This window comes from Bordetella flabilis (genome assembly GCF_001676725.1).
GTDB classification, from domain to species: Bacteria; Pseudomonadota; Gammaproteobacteria; order Burkholderiales; family Burkholderiaceae_B; genus Bordetella_C; species Bordetella_C flabilis.
Window position 1 is genome coordinate 5634410 of the sequence record NZ_CP016172.1, and the last position, 17349, is coordinate 5651758.

General features: G+C 68.5%; 16 protein-coding genes. 5 read left to right on the plus strand and 11 right to left on the minus strand.

The window, feature by feature from the left end:
• Positions 1–9: 9 nt before the first annotated feature.
• Complete coding sequence (locus BAU07_RS25105) at positions 10–1215, minus strand: aminotransferase-like domain-containing protein (RefSeq protein ID WP_066663939.1); 1206 nt, start codon at positions 1213–1215, stop codon at positions 10–12.
• A 403-nt stretch (positions 1216–1618) separates the two neighbouring features.
• Here BAU07_RS25105 and BAU07_RS25110 point away from each other — a divergent pair, with 403 nt between their 5' ends.
• The 4 genes from BAU07_RS25110 (at position 1619) to BAU07_RS25120 (ending at position 5111) form a co-directional block, all read left to right on the plus strand.
• Entirely contained in the window at positions 1619–2107 is a 489-nt protein-coding gene (locus BAU07_RS25110) for a GAF domain-containing protein (RefSeq protein ID WP_066663942.1), read from the plus strand.
• 40 nt (positions 2108–2147) lie between these two features.
• Positions 2148–2270 (plus strand): hypothetical protein, encoded by a 123-nt coding sequence (locus BAU07_RS27685; RefSeq protein ID WP_257739323.1) that lies wholly within the window; start codon positions 2148–2150, stop codon positions 2268–2270.
• Between the two features lie 121 nt (positions 2271–2391).
• Positions 2392–3318 (plus strand): 4-hydroxy-tetrahydrodipicolinate synthase, encoded by a 927-nt coding sequence (dapA, locus tag BAU07_RS25115; RefSeq protein WP_066665723.1) that lies wholly within the window; start codon positions 2392–2394, stop codon positions 3316–3318.
• A 59-nt stretch (positions 3319–3377) separates the two neighbouring features.
• Positions 3378–5111: a GMC family oxidoreductase gene (locus tag BAU07_RS25120; protein WP_084026115.1), complete on the plus strand. Its 1734-nt coding sequence runs from the start codon at positions 3378–3380 to the stop codon at positions 5109–5111.
• Here the strand turns inward: BAU07_RS25120 and BAU07_RS25125 are convergent.
• Positions 5075–7624: an NEL-type E3 ubiquitin ligase domain-containing protein gene (locus BAU07_RS25125; RefSeq protein WP_066663944.1), complete on the minus strand. Its 2550-nt coding sequence runs from the start codon at positions 7622–7624 to the stop codon at positions 5075–5077. The genes BAU07_RS25120 and BAU07_RS25125 overlap by 37 nt on opposite strands.
• Positions 7625–7852: 228 nt before the next feature.
• On the opposite strand from BAU07_RS25125, the gene panB reads away from it, so the two are divergent.
• On the plus strand, positions 7853–8695 hold the full coding sequence (gene panB / locus BAU07_RS25130) for a 3-methyl-2-oxobutanoate hydroxymethyltransferase (RefSeq protein ID WP_066663947.1): 843 nt from the start codon (positions 7853–7855) through the stop codon (positions 8693–8695).
• Positions 8696–8711: 16 nt separating this feature from the next.
• On the opposite strand, the gene BAU07_RS25135 is transcribed toward panB, so the two are convergent.
• The 9 genes from BAU07_RS25135 to BAU07_RS25175 form a co-directional block, all read right to left on the minus strand.
• The gene (locus tag BAU07_RS25135; RefSeq protein WP_066663949.1) at positions 8712–9389 is read right to left on the minus strand and encodes an RraA family protein; all 678 of its coding nucleotides are present in this window, start codon (positions 9387–9389) and stop codon (positions 8712–8714) included.
• 118 nt (positions 9390–9507) lie between these two features.
• On the minus strand, positions 9508–10287 hold the full coding sequence (locus tag BAU07_RS25140) for an SDR family NAD(P)-dependent oxidoreductase (protein WP_066663951.1): 780 nt from the start codon (positions 10285–10287) through the stop codon (positions 9508–9510).
• A 25-nt stretch (positions 10288–10312) separates the two neighbouring features.
• On the minus strand, positions 10313–11383 hold the full coding sequence (locus BAU07_RS25145) for an ABC transporter substrate-binding protein (protein ID WP_066665728.1): 1071 nt from the start codon (positions 11381–11383) through the stop codon (positions 10313–10315).
• A complete protein-coding gene (locus tag BAU07_RS25150; RefSeq protein WP_066663953.1) occupies positions 11383–12555 on the minus strand; it encodes an NAD(P)/FAD-dependent oxidoreductase in 1173 nt (390 codons plus the stop codon). The genes BAU07_RS25145 and BAU07_RS25150 overlap by 1 nt, the downstream gene beginning before the upstream one ends.
• Entirely contained in the window at positions 12552–14060 is a 1509-nt protein-coding gene (locus BAU07_RS25155; protein ID WP_066663954.1) for an FAD/NAD(P)-dependent oxidoreductase, read from the minus strand. The genes BAU07_RS25150 and BAU07_RS25155 overlap by 4 nt, the downstream gene beginning before the upstream one ends.
• Entirely contained in the window at positions 14057–14350 is a 294-nt protein-coding gene (locus tag BAU07_RS25160; protein ID WP_066665730.1) for a (2Fe-2S)-binding protein, read from the minus strand. Before BAU07_RS25160 ends, BAU07_RS25155 begins: the two co-directional genes overlap by 4 nt.
• A 22-nt stretch (positions 14351–14372) precedes the next feature.
• On the minus strand, positions 14373–15167 hold the full coding sequence (locus tag BAU07_RS25165; protein ID WP_066663956.1) for an ABC transporter permease: 795 nt from the start codon (positions 15165–15167) through the stop codon (positions 14373–14375).
• A gap of 28 nt (positions 15168–15195) precedes the next feature.
• Entirely contained in the window at positions 15196–16095 is a 900-nt protein-coding gene (locus BAU07_RS25170) for an ABC transporter permease (RefSeq protein WP_084026116.1), read from the minus strand.
• Positions 16092–17162 (minus strand): ABC transporter ATP-binding protein, encoded by a 1071-nt coding sequence (locus BAU07_RS25175; RefSeq protein WP_066663958.1) that lies wholly within the window; start codon positions 17160–17162, stop codon positions 16092–16094. Before BAU07_RS25175 ends, BAU07_RS25170 begins: the two co-directional genes overlap by 4 nt.
• Positions 17163–17349 lie beyond the last annotated feature (187 nt).

Genomic DNA, 17349 nt, shown 5'->3' on the forward strand with positions numbered 1-17349 from the left:
CAGGCGACCTCAGCCCAGTTGCGCCTTGATGAGCCGACCCAGCGTGGCGACCCCGCTGCGGATCTTGTCTTCCGGCACGGTGACGAAGCTCAGCCGCAACGTATTGCGCGGCGCGGACGCGGATGCGTAGAAGGGTTGCCCCGGCACGAAGGCAACCTTCTGTTCGATGGCCTGCTGCAGAAGCTGCGTGGTGTCGATGCCTTCGGGCAAGGTGACCCAGATGAACATGCCGCCCTCCGGCCGGGTCCAGGTGACCGATGCGGGGAATTCGCGCGCCAGCGCATCCAGCATGTAGCCGCACTGCTTGCGGTAGAGCTCGCGGACGGTGGGCAGATGCTGCGTCAGGAAGCCATCCTTGACGATTTCGTATACGGCCATCTGGGTCAGGGACGCGGTATGCAGGTCGGTGGCCTGCTTGGCCTGCACCAGCTTGTCGATCAGCCGACGCGACGCGGCGATATAGCCCAGGCGCAAGCCCGGCGCCAGGACCTTGGAGAACGAACCCATGCGGATGACGTGGGCGCCGCAATCGCCGCCCAGCGCCAGCAGGCCCGGTTGCGGCTCGCCGGCGTAGCGCAGTTCGCCGTAGGGATCGTCTTCGACCACCGGCAGGCGCAGCCGCGCCGCCTGGAGGACCAGGGCCTCGCGGCGCTGCCGGTCCAGCGTGCGCCCGGTGGGGTTCTGGAAGTTCGGCAGGGCGTACAGGAAGCGGGCGTCCTGCGCATTGGATTCGTTCAGCGCTTCCGGGATCAGGCCGCCTTCGTCGGAGGCAACGGATTCGTAGCGCGGCTGGTACAGGCTGAAGGATTGCAGCGCGCCCAGGTAGCTGGGCGTTTCGACCATGACCTTGCTGTCCTTGTCGATAAGCACCTTGCCCAGCAGATCCAGCGCCTGCTGCGAGCCCGAAACGATCAGGATCTGGTCCGGCGTGACGCGGGCGCCGTTGCGGTTCAGGTCTTCTGCGACCCATGCGCGCAGCGGCGCGTAGCCTTCGGTCGGACCGTACTGCAGGGCAGCACGCCCGTTGGAGACCAATACCTTGTCGAACGCCGCGCGTACCACTTCCACCGGAAAGCCGCTGGGCGCGGGCAGGCCGCCCGCGAAAGAGATGACGTCCGGCCGCTCCGTAACCTTGAGGATTTCGCGGATGGCCGAACTGGTCAGCAGGGTGGCACGTTCAGAAAAGGAACATTCGGGTTCGAAGGGCTGGTCCATGGAGCGTGTGCGTCAAAGAACGGTGAAAGGCGCGCGCGGCCGGCGGTCCGGCCGGCGCGTGGAGCGGTGAAAACGGGAGATCGTGCGGAAAGGGTAACCGGTACGGCAAAGCGATATTCTCCCACTTTTTATGCGGCTGGCAGACCGCGGCCGGGCAGATGCCGGACCGATGGCCGCCACGGGCCCCGCGGTGCTGCCGGCGCCACCGTTCCCGCAGCCGCTAGTGCCGCTACAGGTCGTGCAACCCCTGCAGGCCTCTGCGCATCCGCATGGCCGGGGATCCCCCGACAGCCCGGAAGCCCACTGGCCCTACAATCAGCAGGTGTGTGCCCGTCCCCGGTTAGGACCTATTTACACGGGAAGTGTCGATAGGTCCCGGCGCCGACTGCTTCCGAGACCCGCCATGTTTTCCGCCACGCCTTCCACCGCCGCCAACAAGACCGACCGCTATGCCGAACTGGCGGCGCAGGCCCGCGCCCTGTTGGCGGATGAGCCCGACCGCATTGCCAACGCGGCGAATTTTTCCGCACTGGTATTCCAGTCGCTGCCGGACCTGAACTGGGCCGGCTTCTACTTCTACGACGGCAAGGAGCTGGTGGTCGGCCCCTTCCAGGGCAAGCCCGCCTGCGTGCGTATCCCGCTGGATCGCGGCGTCTGCGGCGCGGCCGCCCGCCAGCGGCAAACCCAGGTCGTGCCCGACGTCCACGCCTTCCCCGGCCATATCGCGTGCGACGCGGCATCGCGCTCGGAAATCGTCGTACCGCTCGTACACCGGGATCGCCTGGTCGGCGTCTGGGACGTCGACAGCCCCCTGCCGGGACGTTTCGACGAAGAAGACCGGCGCGGCATGGAGATGCTGTGCGCGGTTTTCATTGAAAGCCTGCGGGGCTGAAGCCGCGGATATGAGGCTGCGAATCTGAAGCTGCGAATCTGTGATTGCGGTTATCATCGCCACCATGACGCCCTACGCCACGCCCAGCTTCCACGTCCATGCCGCCGGCATGGCGGGCGCGCGCGTGAACGGCGCCAAATCCAAAAAACAGCCGCTCATCTGACCGGAGCCGCTGTTCCGTCAGAAGGGCGACGGAACGGCGACAGGCCAGGGCGTTTCTGCTTGCGTATTCCGGGGCACTTCTCGCGGACTTCATACGGTCCTCGCAAGGAGTCACCATGGATATGCCCGCCACCGAACTTCCGTCCCGCGCGCGTCTGCACGACGCGCGCGATGCCGCCGTCTTTCGCGGTATCTGGGTTCCTCTCATCACCCCCTTCAAGCACGGCGACGTCGATTTTCCGGCCCTGCGCGGGCTGGTGCGCCACTATCGGGACGCCGGCGTGCATGGCCTGGTCGCCTGCGGCAGCACCGGCGAGGCCGCGGCGCTGGACGCGGGCGAGCAGATGGCGGTGCTCGACGCCATCCTGGACGAGGCCGGCGGCGTGCCGGTGGCGATGGGCCTGGCCGGCAACAACCTGCGCAATACCCTGGCGCGCACCGCGGCGCTTGGCGCCCGGCCGCTCGCCGGTCTGCTGGTTTCCGCGCCGGGCTACGTGCGCCCGGCCCAGGACGGCCTGCGGCAATGGTTCGAAGCCGTGGCGGATGCGGCGCGCGCGCCCGTGGTGCTCTACGACATCCCGTATCGCACGGGCGCGACCCTGGACCTGTCGACCCTCCTGGCGCTTGCAGCCCACCCCAACATCGTTGCAATCAAGGATTGCGGCGGCTCCCTGGACAAGACCATTGCGCTGATCGCCGACGGTCGGCTGGCAGTCCTGGCCGGCGAGGATATGCAGGCGCTGACCACCTTGTGCCTGGGCGGCGCGGGGGCCATCGTCGCGTCGGCCCATATACGGCCGGACCTGTACGTCGCCATGTTCCAGGCCGCGCAGGACGGGGATTGCCGGCGCGCACGCCAACTGTTCCATGCGCTGGCGCCCGTCATCCGGCTGGTGTACGCCCATCCCAACCCCGGACCGCTGAAGGCGGCGCTGGCGGCGCTTCATGGTTGCGAGGGCACCCTGCGTCCGCCCATGACACCGCCCGACGAGACGGTCAGGCGGGCACTGGCCGCCGCCATCCGGCGCTTGCCGTCGCCGGACAAGTGATCTAAAACGCCCCATGACCCGCGGCTCACAGCGGGCGCACACGGAGACACGCCATGGATATGGCAGCAAGGCCGCCGGCCGGGACGGCGCAGGGACACGGCGCCACGGCGCGCACGCCCACCGGGCTGGCGTTCGATTATGTGATCGTGGGTGCGGGATCGGCAGGCTGCCTGCTCGCCAACCGGTTGTCCGCCGATCCCGACACCCGCGTGCTGCTGCTGGAAGCCGGCGGCCCGGATACCTGGCATTGGATCCATATCCCGGTCGGCTACCTGTATTGCATCGGCAATCCGCGCACCGACTGGTGCTATCGCACCCATCCGGACCCGGGCTTGAATGGCCGTCAACTGGGATATCCGCGCGGGCGCGTGCTGGGAGGCAGCTCGTCCATCAACGGCATGATCTATATGCGCGGCCAGCGCCAGGACTATGACGGCTGGGCCGCCGCCGGCAATCCGGGCTGGGGATGGGACGACGTGCTGCCGCTGTTCAAGCAGACGGAGGACCACCACGGGGGCGCCAACGCCTGGCATGGCGAGGGCGGCGAGTGGCGGGTCGAGCGCCAGCGGCTGTCGTGGGGCCTGCTGGACGCCTTCCGCGCCGCGGCCGCCCAGGCCGGGATTCCCTCGGTGGAAGACTTCAACCGCGGGGACAACGAAGGCTGCGATTATTTCGATGTGAACCAGCGCCGCGGCGTGCGCTGGAACGCCGCGCGGGCATTCCTGAAACCGGTAATGGGCCGCCCGAACCTGCGCGTCATCACCGGTGCGCGTGTAACGCGCCTGGCGTTCGAAGGACGCCGTGCCGTGGGCGTTTACTTCCGGGGCGAGGACGGCGCGGAGCAATTGGCGAGCGCCGAGGGGGAAGTCGTCCTGGCGGCGGGCGCGATCGGCTCGGCGCAGCTGCTACAGGTGTCCGGCATCGGCCCGGGCGCCTGGCTGCAATCGCGCGGCGTGCCGGTCGTGCACGATCTGCCCGGCGTCGGCGCCAATCTGCAGGACCACCTGCAACTGCGCCTGGTCTACAAGGTGACCGGCGCCAAGACGCTGAACGCGATCGCCGGGACCTTGTGGGGCAAGGCCATGATGGGCATGCAATACCTTTTCCTCAAGCGCGGCCCCTTGACGATGGCGCCTTCGCAGTTGGGCGCCTTCGCGCGCTCTGGACCGGAGCACGCGCGAGCCAACGTGCAATATCACGTGCAGCCGCTTTCCCTGGAGAAATTCGGCGATCCTCTGCACGCCTTCCCGGCGTTCACGGCATCGGTCTGCAATCTGCGGCCCACCAGCCGCGGCCACGTCCGCATCGCCACGCCCGACCCGGCCGACCATCCCGAGATCCTCTGCAACTACCTGGCCACCGAGGAGGACCGCCGGGTCGCGGTGCAGAGCGTGCGCTTGACGCGGCGCATCGTGGCGCAGCCCGCGCTGGCCGAATACAAGCCGGAAGAATACCGGCCCGGCCCGCATTTCGACAGCGACGAGGACCTGGCGCGTGCCGCCGGCGATATCGGCACGACCATCTTCCATCCGGTGGGAACCTGCAAGATGGGGGTGGACGCGCAAGCGGTGGTAGACCCGCGCCTGCGCGTGCACGGCGTTGCCGGCCTGCGGGTGGTCGACGCGTCCATCATGCCGACGATCACATCGGGCAATACAAATTCGCCCACCATCATGATCGCGGAAAAGGGCGCGCGGATGATCCTGGAGGACCGGCGCGCGGGCCGGTCCGCGGTCCGGGGGCACACGGAAGACGCCTACAGGGACGTCACCATGGTTTCCGGTTCCGCGTAGGCCGGCTCGGGCAGGCCGGGCGTGTGCGCAGGCCGGTCGGATGTGCGGCCATCGGGCGCTGCCGTGGCGGCCTGCCCCCGCCTCTCCCGTTCCGGCCCTTGCGCCGGAGCGCCGTCCACATTCCGCAGGCATTCCCGCGTAAGCGGCCCCAGGACGCCATAGCGGATATTCCGCATGACGGCCACGCCGGCGATGCGGCGGGCGTCGGCGTCGTCCGGATCCACGTCATCCGCCAGCAGGGCCGCGCGCAGGTCCGCTTCGAAGCGGGTCTCCAGGGCTTGCTGCATGCGCTGCTGGGCGAGCTGATAGCGGTCGCCCAGCAGCCGCGCCAGCAAGGTCTGCCAAGGCTCGTAGTCCAGCGCGAGGAAGGCGTCGAACTCGGCGGCCTCGCGCGCCTGGACCGCCTGCAAGGCATCCGCCAGGTCGTCCGCCGTGACGTGCGACACGGTGTAGAACCGCATCTCGGGCACGACCGTCGTCAGCTGCAATGCGTTGCGCAGCTGCACGACGTAGGCCAGGTAGACCTCGATCTCGTCGACCACGGTCATGGAGGCGACCTTCCGCCGCGCGATTCCGGTCAGGACTTCCAGCCGGAACATCTGCCGCGCCACGTCCACGACTTCAGCTACACGGCCATCGTACCGGCCGCGGCGGATGTCATCGTTCTGCCACAGGGCCTTCAGTTGGTTGAAGGTCCACGCGACACGGTCCTCGCAGCGGGTGGTCGCTTCCGCGCAAGCGGCGAAGGTATCGTCGCGCAGCGCCTTGCGGTCCGGCATGGAGAGCTCCATCAGCCATTCCGCTACATCGTTCCGGAAGGCGGCATCGCGCGCGGCCTGCACCGTATGCAGGCGGTCCAGCAGCTGGCCGAATTCGGCGCTGTCGGGAAGATCGCCCAGCGCGTCCCAGCGCGCCCGCGCCTGTGCCATGCGTGGCGCCGTTCCACCCACCCAGCGCGCGACGCTGGCCTGCACGGCGCCGCTTTGCGATTGCGGTATGGCATGCGGGTGCTCCCCCCGCACCAGCCTGGGCCGCCCCCGGCGGGAGCCGCCCCGGCCCACGTCCGTCATGGAATAGTGGATGCGCGGCCCGGGCTGGCCCGCCGCCGGCCGCGGGATATCGCGCGGTGACAGCGGATTCAGTTCCAGGTTGATCGTGCAGGATACGAGCCGCGTGATGCAGGCCGGCAGTCCGTCCAGTTCGTTGGACGACAGATCCAGCATGCGCAGGGACAGGGGAAGGTGGGCGGGCAAGCTGCGTATCCGGTTGCGGCTGGCGTCGATATATTCCAGGTCGGGCGGCAGGTTCTCCGGCAGCGTCTCCAGACAGCAATCGCTTGCGATCAGCCGCCGCTGGCTGGCCGGCAGCGCCGGCAAAGCCGGGAGATCGGTGCGCGCCACGTCCAGCTCCACCAGGCCGCCCGGCAGGCGGTATGGCAGCGCGGCCAGCGGATTGCCGGCCAGCCGCAACACCTCGACGGTGGGCGGAAGCGCGAACGTCTGCGGCGCATCCCGCAAGTCGTTGTTCGACAGGTCGAGTACCCTCAGGCAGGGCGGCAGGGAAGCCGGGACCCGGCTGATGCCGATATTGCGCGCCCGCAGCAGCTGCAGGCCGCTGGGCAACGTGCGCAGGTCAGGACGCCGGATCCCGTCGAGGCACAGGGCCGGCAAGTCATCGGGCAGCGGCGGCAAGGCGTTCTCGGGCAAGGCGGCTTCGTTCGCGGCCGTTGCATCCCCGGCATGGGCCGGCGGCGGGTGGCCGCGGCGCTTGCCCTGGAACGGCCCCATATCCGGAACATGGTCGCCGGGCGCATCCGCGTGCACGCGGATGACGATAGGCGAATACCAAGGCGGCGGCGTGTCCCGCCCGAACTGGATGGCGCGCATCAGGCTGGCGAAGTCGTCGCGGCTCAGGCCGCCATGGCACTGTCTTTCCTTCAGGTCGATACGCAGCTGCTGCACGACGCTGCGCCGTACGTGCCACAGCCTGCCGTCCGTCCGCACCGCGCCGATCCAGCTGTCCCAGGCCTTTTCGAGATCGGGATCGAGCCGCCGGCGGGAGTCCTGCGTATACGACTGGAACGGGTCCGCGTGCGCCGCACCCACCGCCGCCCCGGCGCCGGCCATGTTGTTGTACACCGCCGCCAGTTCGCGCACGGCCTCGGTGATGCCGCCATTGTCCAGCGCATGCATGTCGAGATACCAGGTCGTTCCTGCGACAGGGCGCGCCAGCGAGGGCCGGCCGAGGCCGGGTGCGCGCTCCAGGACGATCGTCGGCAGGCTGCCGTGGTGCGCATGGAGGGCCTGCATGGCGCTCAGCAGGATTTTCCCGCGCGGGTCCTGCTGCAAACGGCCCAGCAGGGTCCTGACGTCGTCGACCTGTTGGGGGCTGGCGGCCCCCTGGATTCCCGCGATGAGCAGGCCGGTATATCCGGCGCCCGCCGTTTGCGACGGATCTTGGCGTGGCCGGGCGCCTATCGAATGCCAAAGCGCGCTGACACCTGGAATGTACATACCGCCTGTCTCACCAAAAGACCGCTTGAGTACCGGGTGTGCCCGGTGCGGTTCCGCCAGGGTCTGGCGTGCGCACCACCCGCCACACCGAAGGATGGATCGTCCCGTCTTGCCCTCGTCACCCCTGCATCGCCCCGCCGGGCTGCAGCCGATAGAATGCGCCTTGGCGGCGCTTTATCGCTGTGCGCCGCGTTCCGCCATTTCGCAACGAAAGATCGAAGGCCCGCCATGTATCCGACCGCCGCCCAAGCGCCGCAAGCACCGCGCAAGCCCATCACCCTGGCCACCCTGGCCGCGATGCACCAGCGCGGCGAAAAGCTCGCCATGCTGACCTGCTATGACGCCAGCTTCGCCGCGCTGCTGGACCAGTGCGGGGTTGACATCCTGCTGGTGGGAGATTCCCTGGGCAACGTCGTCCAGGGGCAGACCTCCACGCTTCCGGTGACCCTGGAACACATCATCTATCACACCGAATGCGTCGTGCGCGGCAACAAGACCGCGTGGGTCCTGGCCGACATGCCCTGGGGCAGCTACCACGAATCGCCGGCCCAGGCGTACGCCAGCGCGGCGCGGCTGATGGCTGCGGGCGCGCAGATGGTCAAGGTCGAAGGCATGGACGGCCGGACGCCGTGGATGTCGCAGATTGTCGCCTTCCTGTCCGAGCGGGGCATTCCGGTCTGCGCCCATATGGGCCTGACGCCGCAGTTCGTGCATGCCCTGGGCGGCTATCGCGTGCAAGGCAAGGACGAGTCCGGGGCGGCGCACCTGAAGCAGCAGGCGCGCGTGATGCGGGACGCGGGCGCCAATATGCTGTTGTACGAGATGGTGCCGGCGGCGCTGGCCGCCGAAATCACCGCGGACGTCGGCATCCCGACCATCGGGATCGGGGCCGGCGCCGGGTGTTCAGGCCAGGTACTGGTACTGCACGACATGCTGGATATCTTCCCCGGCCGCAAGGCGCGCTTCGTGCGCAACTTCATGGACGGGGCGGGCAGCATCCAGCAAGCCGTGCAGGCCTACGTGCGCGCCGTGAAGGATGGCAGCTTCCCGGCGCCGGAGCACGCCTACTAGGCCGTGACTGGCAGTGCTAGCGCGTATGGATGACGCAGCCCAGCTGCGACAGCCGCGCATCGATCCAGCTGGTGTCCAGCTTGCCGGCGGCGATATCGGCGACGGTCTTTTCCTCGGCGGCGTGCTTGGCGGCGGCGGCCTGGTAGACGCTTTCGACCTGGTCGTACGGAATGCACAGCAGCCCGTCCTCGTCGCCGATGACCAGATCGCCCGGCTGGATCACCATGCCGTCCAGCGCGATCGCGCAGTTGATCTCGCCCGGCCCGTCCTTGTAGGGACCGCGATGCGTCACGCCGGCGGCATACACGGGCAGCGAGCTGCGACGCAAGGCGCCCGCATCGCGGATGGCCCCATTGATGACGATGCCGCCGATCTTGCGGGTCTGCGCATAACCGGCCATCAGTTCACCGATGATGGCGTTGGTCAGGTCGCCGCCCGCGTCCACGACGATGACGTCGCCCGGCTGGGCCATGCCCAGGGCCTTGTGCACCATCAGGTTGTCGCCCGGGCGCGTCTTGACGGTCAGCGCCGGTCCGGACATGACCGTGCCGTCGTGCATCGGGCGCAGGCGCGTACCGCCTGCGGCCATGCGCGACATGACGTCGCTGATATTGGCGACGGGGATGGCGGCGAAACGCTGCGCGACCTCGGCGGACACGGCGCGTTGGCGCGCGTGGATTTCAAAACCGATCATTGTGCTTTTCCTCTGTTGCGAGAATGGCCCGGCCCGGACGGTCGGGAAGCAGCCATCGTAGGCGGTTCCCGGCGCGGAGAAAAGCCCGCGCGCCGGTCCAGAGGAAAAAATCGCGCGGTCAAACGGTGTAGTTCAGCGCCAGCCGGCCGCCGTCGACGAACAGCGTCTCTCCGGTGATATAGCTGGCGGCGTCGCTCAGCAGGTAGGCCACGGCATCGGCCACTTCCGCCGGCTCGCCCAGGCGCCGCATGGGGGTGCGGCTCATCAGCCGGGCGCGCGTGGACTCGTCGGCCAGGACCGCCTTGCGCGCCAGCTCCGTGGCGATGGTGCCCGGCCCCACCGCGTTGACCCGGATGCCGTGGTCCACCAGCGCCAGGGCCATCACGCGCGTCAGTTGGCCGAGACCGCCCTTGCTCACGTTGTACGCGGCGATGGTGGGAATCGCCATGACGGCGTTGACCGAGCTCATGTGCACGATGGCGCCCCCGCCCTGCTCCACCATGACGCGGGCCACCGCCTGCCCCACCAGGAAGGCGCCCTTCAGGTTGACGTCCAGCACCTCATCCCATTCCTGCTCGGTGATGTCCAGGAAGTTGCCCGTGCGGACGATACCGGCGTTGCTGACCAGGTAGTCGATGCGGCCGTAGGCCTGGCGCGTGGCCGCCACGGCGGCGTCCACCGCCGCCTTGTCCGCCACGTTGCAGCGGATGTAAGCGGCGCGTGCGCCCTCGCGTTCGAGGGCCTGCGCCAGGGCCTGCCCCGGGCCGTCGGCGACGTCCCAGATCGCCACGGCGGCGCCATCGCGGGCGATACGCCGGGCGCAGGCCTCGCCTATCCCCTGCGAGCCGCCAGTGACGACCGCGACCTTGCCCTGGAAATCGAATACTGTGCCGCTCATACTTTCCTCCTTCGGGGCGACGGATTCACCGCTCCACCGTGCGGTTCCAGCGCGCGTTGAACGCCGCGCGCGTTGCATTGATGGCATCCCAGTCCAGCACCTTGGCGGTCTGCATATAGGCCTGGAACTGCTTGAGCATGTCCTGGTTGCCGGCGTCGGCCTGCACGGTACGGTTCGACGGGAAATGGCCGCCGTACTGCAGCGCGCTGGCCTGCGCCTGCGGCGACAACAGGTACAGCGCCAGCTTCTGCGCCAGTTCCGGTTCGGAGTTCCTGGCCACCACGCATTCGCCCACCATCAGGATCACCGACCCCTCCTTCGGCTGCGCATACTCCACCGGGATGCCGCGGCGTTTCAGGCGCGCGATGGCGGTGGGCGTCAACGGAAAAATGGCCGCCTCGTCGGACTGGATCATCTCGGCCAGTTTGGCGGAGTTGGGAATGTATTCAAGCACATTGGGCCCGATGGTGTCGCCCCATTTGGCGAAGCCGGGGTCGACATGCTGGTCGTCGCCGCCTTGCATGCGATTGAACATCAGGAAGCCATGCAGGCCGAAGGTGCTGTTGGCGGCCGACTGGAACACCACCTTGCCCTTGTACTTCGGGTCCGCCAGATCGCCCCAGGAAGTCGGCGCCGCCCAGCCGTTCTGCTTGAACAGGCGGGTGTTGTAGCCCAGGCCCGTCATGCCCATGTCGATGCCCGCGGCCATGCCGTCCTTCATGACCGCCGCGGGATACAGGTCCTTCAGCACCGGACTGTCCTGCAGCTTTTCGCACAACCCCATGGACACCGCACGCGCCATCACGCCGTCGTCCAGGAACATGACGTGCATCTGCGGCGTGTTCTTGTAGGCCTGGGCCTTGGCCAGGACCTCGGTGGAGGTCCCGGGCACGACGACGATCTTCACGTTGTTGGCCTTTTCGAAGGCCGGAAAGACGTGCTGCGTAAAGGCGCGCTCCATATCGCCGCCGTTCATGCCGACATACAGCGTCTTCTGTTGCGCGGCGGCGCCGGCCGACAGCGCGGCCAGCATGATGGCGCCCGCCAGCCACTTGGCACGGCCGGGGCGGATGGTCCTGCGGCGATTCCGATTCATCATGTCGACTCCAGCGAGTGCCCATGGAAACGAAGCGCGCTATCGCCGGCCGCATGAGCGACGGCCGCGTAACGGTCGATGCGGAAGGCATCGATGGCAATTCCGGTCGTGCCGGTGGCGGCGAGGTCGGCCAGCACTTCGCCGGCCGCCGGCCCGATCTGGAAGCCGGCCCCGGAAAACCCGAAGCCATGAAACAGCCCCGGCGTGGTGGCGCTGGGCCCCAGCACCGGATTATGGTCGGGCATGCTGCCCTCGACACCGGACCAGAAACGGATGACGTGCGCACTGCGCAGGGCGGGCAACAGGTCCGCCGCCTTGCCCAGCAACGCCGCGATCTGCGCGCGGCCAGGCCGGGCGAAGTCGGGACTGGACGAAACGCCGCGCCCGCCGCCGATCACGCAATTGCCGCGGTCCACCTGGCGCGCATAGATGCCGCCGCCCTGCATGCCCAGGCTGACCGTCATGAAGGGCGGCAGCGGCTCGGTGACCATCATCAACGGATGTATGGCGGTTTCAGGCACCGCTTCCCCGAAGGCGGCCGCGAAACGATGCGCCCACGCCCCCGCGCAGTTCAACAGGCGGCGGGCGCGCACTTCCAATGCCGCGCCGGCGCGCAATACGAACCGTTCGCCGTCATGCAGCACGCTGTCGACCGCGACCTGCTCGCGGACCTGCGCGCCAGCGCGCCGCGCGGCGAGGGCGAATGCCGGCGACACCAGGCGCGGATTGGCGTGGCCATCCTCGGGGCAGAAGGAACCGCCGATCACGCTGGCGCCCAGCCAGCCGAAACGACGGTCCAGCGCCGCGCGGTCGAGCATTTCCAGGTCCATGCCGAAGCCGCGCGTGGCGTGCCGATAACGTTCCAGTTCGGCGACATCGGCGTCCGTGCGCGCCAGCTTGAGATGGCCGGAGCGTACATATTCGCAATCCGTGCCGATCAGCGCGGGCAGTTGGCCCCACAACTGGTGCGCGCGCCGCGCCAGGGGCATTTGCTCCAGGGGCCGGCCCTGCCGCCGCACCCCGCCATAGTTCACGCCGCTGGCCTTGGCGCCGCACGCGCCCGCTTCCAACAGGGTCACCGGCAAGCCGCGCCGCCGCAGGAAAAGCGCCGCGCTCGCCCCCACGATGCCGCCCCCGATGATGGCGACTTCGGTATCGATGCGTTCCATCATGGCGCCGCCCGCGGCGACAGCGGTTCGGCCGCGTAGGCCCCAGCCTCGACCCCGTCCGCCCGCAGGCTGGAGACGATCCCGGTGTCCAGGGGCCCTGCCAGGTCCGGCAAGTCCGGCAAGGGCCAGGCCGTGCCTTCACGGAAGGGGTACACCGGGATGGGCTTGACCGGCGGCTGGGCCCGTAACCGGCCCACCTGCGGCAGCGCCACTCCGCTGGCCTGCGCCAGCAATTCGGCCGCGGCGGCGCCGCACATTCGCCCCTGGCACCGGCCCATGCCGACGCGCGTCAGGGCTTTCATGCGGTTGAGCTCGCCCGCGCCCTGCGCACGCGCCGACTCGCGCAAGGCGCCCGCGGTGATTTCCTCGCAGCGGCACAGGATTACGTCGTCGCCCAGCGTGGCGGCCCAGTCCGCCGGAAACGGAAAGGCCCGTTCCAGCGCATCGCGCAATTTCTGCTGCTGCGCCAGCCGGCGTTGCAGCACGGCGATACGGCGGTCCGCCACCGGCACGCCGATGTCCTCCAGCAAGGCCAGGGCGGCGCGCTCGCCGGCCAGTTCGGCCGCGTCGGCGCCCGCGATACCCGCGCCGTCGCCCGCCAGATAAACGCCCGGTACGGTCGCCCGTCCCGCAACATCGCGGCGCGGCAGCCAGGCGCGGTCGCGGCCATGGAAGTCGAAGTCGCAGCCGCTCAGGCTCGCGAGCTGCGTCTCGGCACGCAAGCCCAGCCCGTAGGCCACGGCGTCGCAGGCAATGCGCCGAAGGTCTGCCGCCGCATCGCCCCTGGCGCGGAATGCAATGCCGCTGACCCGGTCGTGCCCGACCACATGGTCCGGGCGCACGCCCTGGTACACCGGCACGCCGTGCAGCCGCAGCCACGCCATGTAATAGAGCCCCTTGGCGAGCACGCCGGGCGCGCGCAGCATCCCGGGCAAGGCCGACACGCGGTCCGCGGTGCCGGCGGTGTCCAGCACGGCAGCCACGCCGGCGCCCGCGCGGGCGTACTGGTAGGCCACCAGGTACAGCAATGGGCCCGTTCCCATGAACACTACGCGCCGGCCGATGCCGCAGCCCTGGTACTTCAGCGCCACCTGCGCGCCGCCCAACGTATAGACGCCGGGCGTGGTCCAGCCGGGAAAGGGCAGGACGCGATCGGTGGCGCCCGTCGCGAGGATCAGGCGGTCGTAGCCGATGGCATGGTTGCGGCCCCCGTGCAGGACGTCCAGCAGGCGGTCCTCGCAATTCCAGACCAGCGCACCGGGCCGGTAATCAATGGCGGGCAGCAGCGCCTCCATGGCGCGGTGCAGGCGATGGGCCTTGCGATGCTCGAAGCCGTACAGCTCGCGCCCGGACCGGTCGAACCCGGGCGGAGGCTGCCGGTAGATCTGCCCGCCCGCGCGCGGGGCCTCGTCCAGCACGATGGGCCGCAGGCCGGCGCCGACCAGCACCTGCGCGGCGCGTATGCCGGCCGGGCCGGCCCCGACGATGACGGCGCGCGTGTCGTTCATGAATGGAACTCCGGCGCCGTGGATACCAGGCGCATGCCCGGTGCGATAAAGGTGGAGCAGGCGCGCAGCCGCGTGCCGTCTTCCAGCCGCATCCAGCAGTCCTGGCATGCGCCCATCATGCAGAACCCGGCACGCGACGCGCCGCTGAACTCGGTCTGACGGAGGCGTTCGGCCTGTGTCAGCACGGCGGTCAGCACGGTGTCCCCCGCCAGCGCCTGCGCCGGACGGCCATCCAGGACAAAGGCCACCGTGGGCCGGTGGCGCTCGGACAAGCGCGTCAACAAGGGCATGGTCGCTTCGTTCGCTTCAGTGTCATCGCTGCCCCACCAGCACACGGTCCAGGCCATAGACGCGGTCCAGCAACAGCATCGCGAGCACGGTCAGGCCGATCACCATGGCCGACACCGCGGCCATCATGGGGTCGATTGATTCGGTGGCATACATGTACATGCGCACCGGCAAGGTGACGGTGGTCGGCGCGGTGATGAACACCGACATCGTCAGTTCGTCGAAGCTGTTGATGAAGGCAAGCAGCCAGCCGCCGAAAACACCGGGCACGATCAGCGGCAGGGTCACCTTGAAGAAGACCGCAGCGCGGCTCGCGCTGAGCGACAATGCGGCGTGCTCGATGGACCGGTCGAAACCCACCAGCGAGCCGACCAGCAGGCGCAGCACGTAAGGTGTGACGACGATCACATGGCTGGCGACGAGCCAGGCGAGACTCCCGCTGGTGCCGATCAGCGCAAAAAAACGCATCAGCGCGACGCCCAGTACGAGATGCGGAATCATCAACGGCGACAGCAGCAGCCCGTTCAGCAGCTCGCGTCCAGGAAAGCGGTAGCGGGTCAATGCGCTGGCCGCCGGCAGCGCCAGGCATACGGCCAGCGTGGCCGACAGCGTCGCCAGCACCAGGCTGTTGCGGAACGACTGCATGAAGTCGGCATGCTCGAACAGGGCGCGGAACCAGCGCAGGGAGAAATCCGCGGTCGGGACGGTCAACGTCGCTTCCGGGGTGAATGCCACCAGGCAGACCACCACCAGCGGCGCCAGCACGAACGCCACGACCAGCGCATTGAACGCCAAAGCCAGCGGCCCGTTCTTCAACATGGCAGGTCCTCGCGAAGGTGCATGGCGGTCAGCCCAGGCTGCGGCGGTACGACCGCTCGATGACGCGGTTGTAGGCCATCATGATGATGACGTTGAGGACCAGCAGCAGGATCGCCAGGGTGGCGCCCAGCGGCCAGTTCAGCTCGGTCAGGAATTCGTCGTACACGATGGTGGCGACCATCTTCAGCCGGCGCCCGCCCAGCAAGGCGGGTATTGCGAAGGAACTGGCGCTCAGCCCGAACACGATCAGGCTGCCGGACAGCACGCCCGGCATGCACTGCGGCAACACCACCCGCCACAACGTTTGCGCGCGCGACGCATTCAGCGAATAGGCCGCGTGTTCGACGGAAGGATCGAGTTTCTGCAGCGACGTCCACACCGGAATGATCATGAAGGGCAGCATGATGTGCACCAGGCCGATCACGATGGCCGTGGGCGTGTACAGCAGCGGCCCAAGTCCCAGCGCCTCCGCCGCCTGCCCGACCAGCCCGGACGGTCCCAGCAACATACTCCAGCCGAACGCGCGCACCACCAGGGAGATCAGCAGGGGCGACAGCACGGCCAGCAGGAAGATCGAGCGCCACGGCTTGCGCATGCGGCTCAGGATGTAGGCTTCCGGCACGCCGACCATCACGCAGATCAGCGTGGTCACCACCGAGATCCACAGGGTCCGCCAGAAAATGCCGACGAAGTAGGAATCGGTCAGCACCTCCGCATAGTGGTGCAGCGTGTAGCCGGGCTGGATGCCGGCGTTGTAGTCGAATGGGCTGAAGGTCAGCGCGAAAGTCAGCGCCAGCGGAGTCACGACCAGCGTGAGGAAGAGCAGCCCGACGGGAATCGAACCGAGGATGGCGGGCAGGCCGTCCACATTGCGCCGCGGCATGCCCAAGGCGCGCGCCGGCGCCTCGGTGTGGCCCGCCGCGCTCATGCCGCGCGCTCCCGTGCGCCGGCCGGCAGCACGCGCACCACGCCGGCCGCCCAATCCACGCCTATGCGGTCGCCGTCGGCATGCGGGGCGCGCCCGTCATTGGGCGTGAGGACCGTCAGCGCGCCCAGCGGCGTATCGACTTCGTACATCCATTGGCTGCCCAGGAAGTAGCGCGTCGCCACCGTGCCGCTGAGCTTGCCCTGGCCCGGCGCCACGGACCGCAGTTTCTCCGGCCGCAAACAAACGCGTACGGCGTCGCCCTGATGCAACCCCTGCCCATCCACGTCGAACCGCAGGTCGCCGCTGCGCACTTCGGCCTGCGCCCCGGCGCGCGTGACGGTGGCCGCCAGGAAGTTGGTTTTGCCGACGAAGCGCGAGATGAACTCGCTTTCGGGATGCTCGTACATGCGGTAGGGCCGGTCGATCTGCGTGGCGCGGCCTTCTTCCATGACCACGACGCGATCGCTGATCGACAGCGCCTCGGCCTGGTCGTGGGTCACCATCAGGGTGGTGGTGCCGGTCTTGCGCTGGATGCCGCGCAGCTCGAACTGCATTTCCTCGCGCAGCTTGGCATCCAGGTTCGACAAGGGTTCGTCGAGCAACAGCACTGGCGGGCGTATGACCAGGGCGCGCGCCAGCGCCACCCGCTGCCGCTGTCCGCCCGACAGTTCGCGCGGATAACGCCCGGCATGCTGGTCCAGCTTCACCAAGGCCAGGACTTCCCGCGTCCGCTCGATGCGTTCGGCGCGGCCCACCTTGCGCATGGCCAGGCCGAAGGCGACGTTGTCGACCACGGTCAGATGCGGGAACAGCGCGTAGCTCTGGAACACGATGCCCAGGCCACGCGTATTGGGCTTGGCATGGGTGATATCGCGGCCGTCCAGCAGGATGCGGCCGCGCGTGACCTCGGCAAAGCCCGCGATCATCTGCAGGGTGGTGGTCTTGCCGCAGCCGGAAGGCCCCAATAGCGAAACGAACTCGCCCTGCTCCACCGACAGGTCGAGATCCCGCACCACGCGCAGGTCGCCGTAGTCCTTGGAGATTTTTTCCAGTCGTAGAAAAGACATATGCCCCCTGCCGTTCCGGATATGGGCCGCCCGCCGCGCTTGGCGGCCTACGCGGATTGGCAGCCAGTCTATGGGCGGGCCAATTGGATGGTCAACCGGGTTTTTCCGTACAACCGACTATTTCTTCCATTTATTCCGTTTGATAGAATTTCTGCCTGACTTTGGACGCGGATGTTGCGATCCCATG

Bases quoted from the DNA above. Each gene is read 5' to 3' on its own strand.
- BAU07_RS25165 (WP_066663956.1), bottom strand. From the start codon at position 15,167: ATGTTGAAGAACGGGCCGCTGGCTTTGGCGTTCAATGCGCTGGTCGTG.
- BAU07_RS25150 (WP_066663953.1), bottom strand. From the start codon at position 12,555: ATGATGGAACGCATCGATACCGAAGTCGCCATCATCGGGGGCGGCATC.
- BAU07_RS25175 (WP_066663958.1), bottom strand. From the start codon at position 17,162: ATGTCTTTTCTACGACTGGAAAAAATCTCCAAGGACTACGGCGACCTG.
- BAU07_RS25170 (WP_084026116.1), bottom strand. From the start codon at position 16,095: ATGAGCGCGGCGGGCCACACCGAGGCGCCGGCGCGCGCCTTGGGCATG.
- BAU07_RS25110 (WP_066663942.1), top strand. From the start codon at position 1,619: ATGTTTTCCGCCACGCCTTCCACCGCCGCCAACAAGACCGACCGCTAT.
- dapA (WP_066665723.1), top strand. From the start codon at position 2,392: ATGCCCGCCACCGAACTTCCGTCCCGCGCGCGTCTGCACGACGCGCGC.
- BAU07_RS25140 (WP_066663951.1), bottom strand. From the start codon at position 10,287: ATGAGCGGCACAGTATTCGATTTCCAGGGCAAGGTCGCGGTCGTCACT.
- panB (WP_066663947.1), top strand. From the start codon at position 7,853: ATGTATCCGACCGCCGCCCAAGCGCCGCAAGCACCGCGCAAGCCCATC.
- BAU07_RS25105 (WP_066663939.1), bottom strand. From the start codon at position 1,215: ATGGACCAGCCCTTCGAACCCGAATGTTCCTTTTCTGAACGTGCCACC.
- BAU07_RS25160 (WP_066665730.1), bottom strand. From the start codon at position 14,350: ATGCCCTTGTTGACGCGCTTGTCCGAGCGCCACCGGCCCACGGTGGCC.
- BAU07_RS25155 (WP_066663954.1), bottom strand. From the start codon at position 14,060: ATGAACGACACGCGCGCCGTCATCGTCGGGGCCGGCCCGGCCGGCATA.
- BAU07_RS25145 (WP_066665728.1), bottom strand. From the start codon at position 11,383: ATGAATCGGAATCGCCGCAGGACCATCCGCCCCGGCCGTGCCAAGTGG.
- BAU07_RS25135 (WP_066663949.1), bottom strand. From the start codon at position 9,389: ATGATCGGTTTTGAAATCCACGCGCGCCAACGCGCCGTGTCCGCCGAG.
- BAU07_RS25125 (WP_066663944.1), bottom strand. From the start codon at position 7,624: ATGTACATTCCAGGTGTCAGCGCGCTTTGGCATTCGATAGGCGCCCGG.
- BAU07_RS25120 (WP_084026115.1), top strand. From the start codon at position 3,378: ATGGCAGCAAGGCCGCCGGCCGGGACGGCGCAGGGACACGGCGCCACG.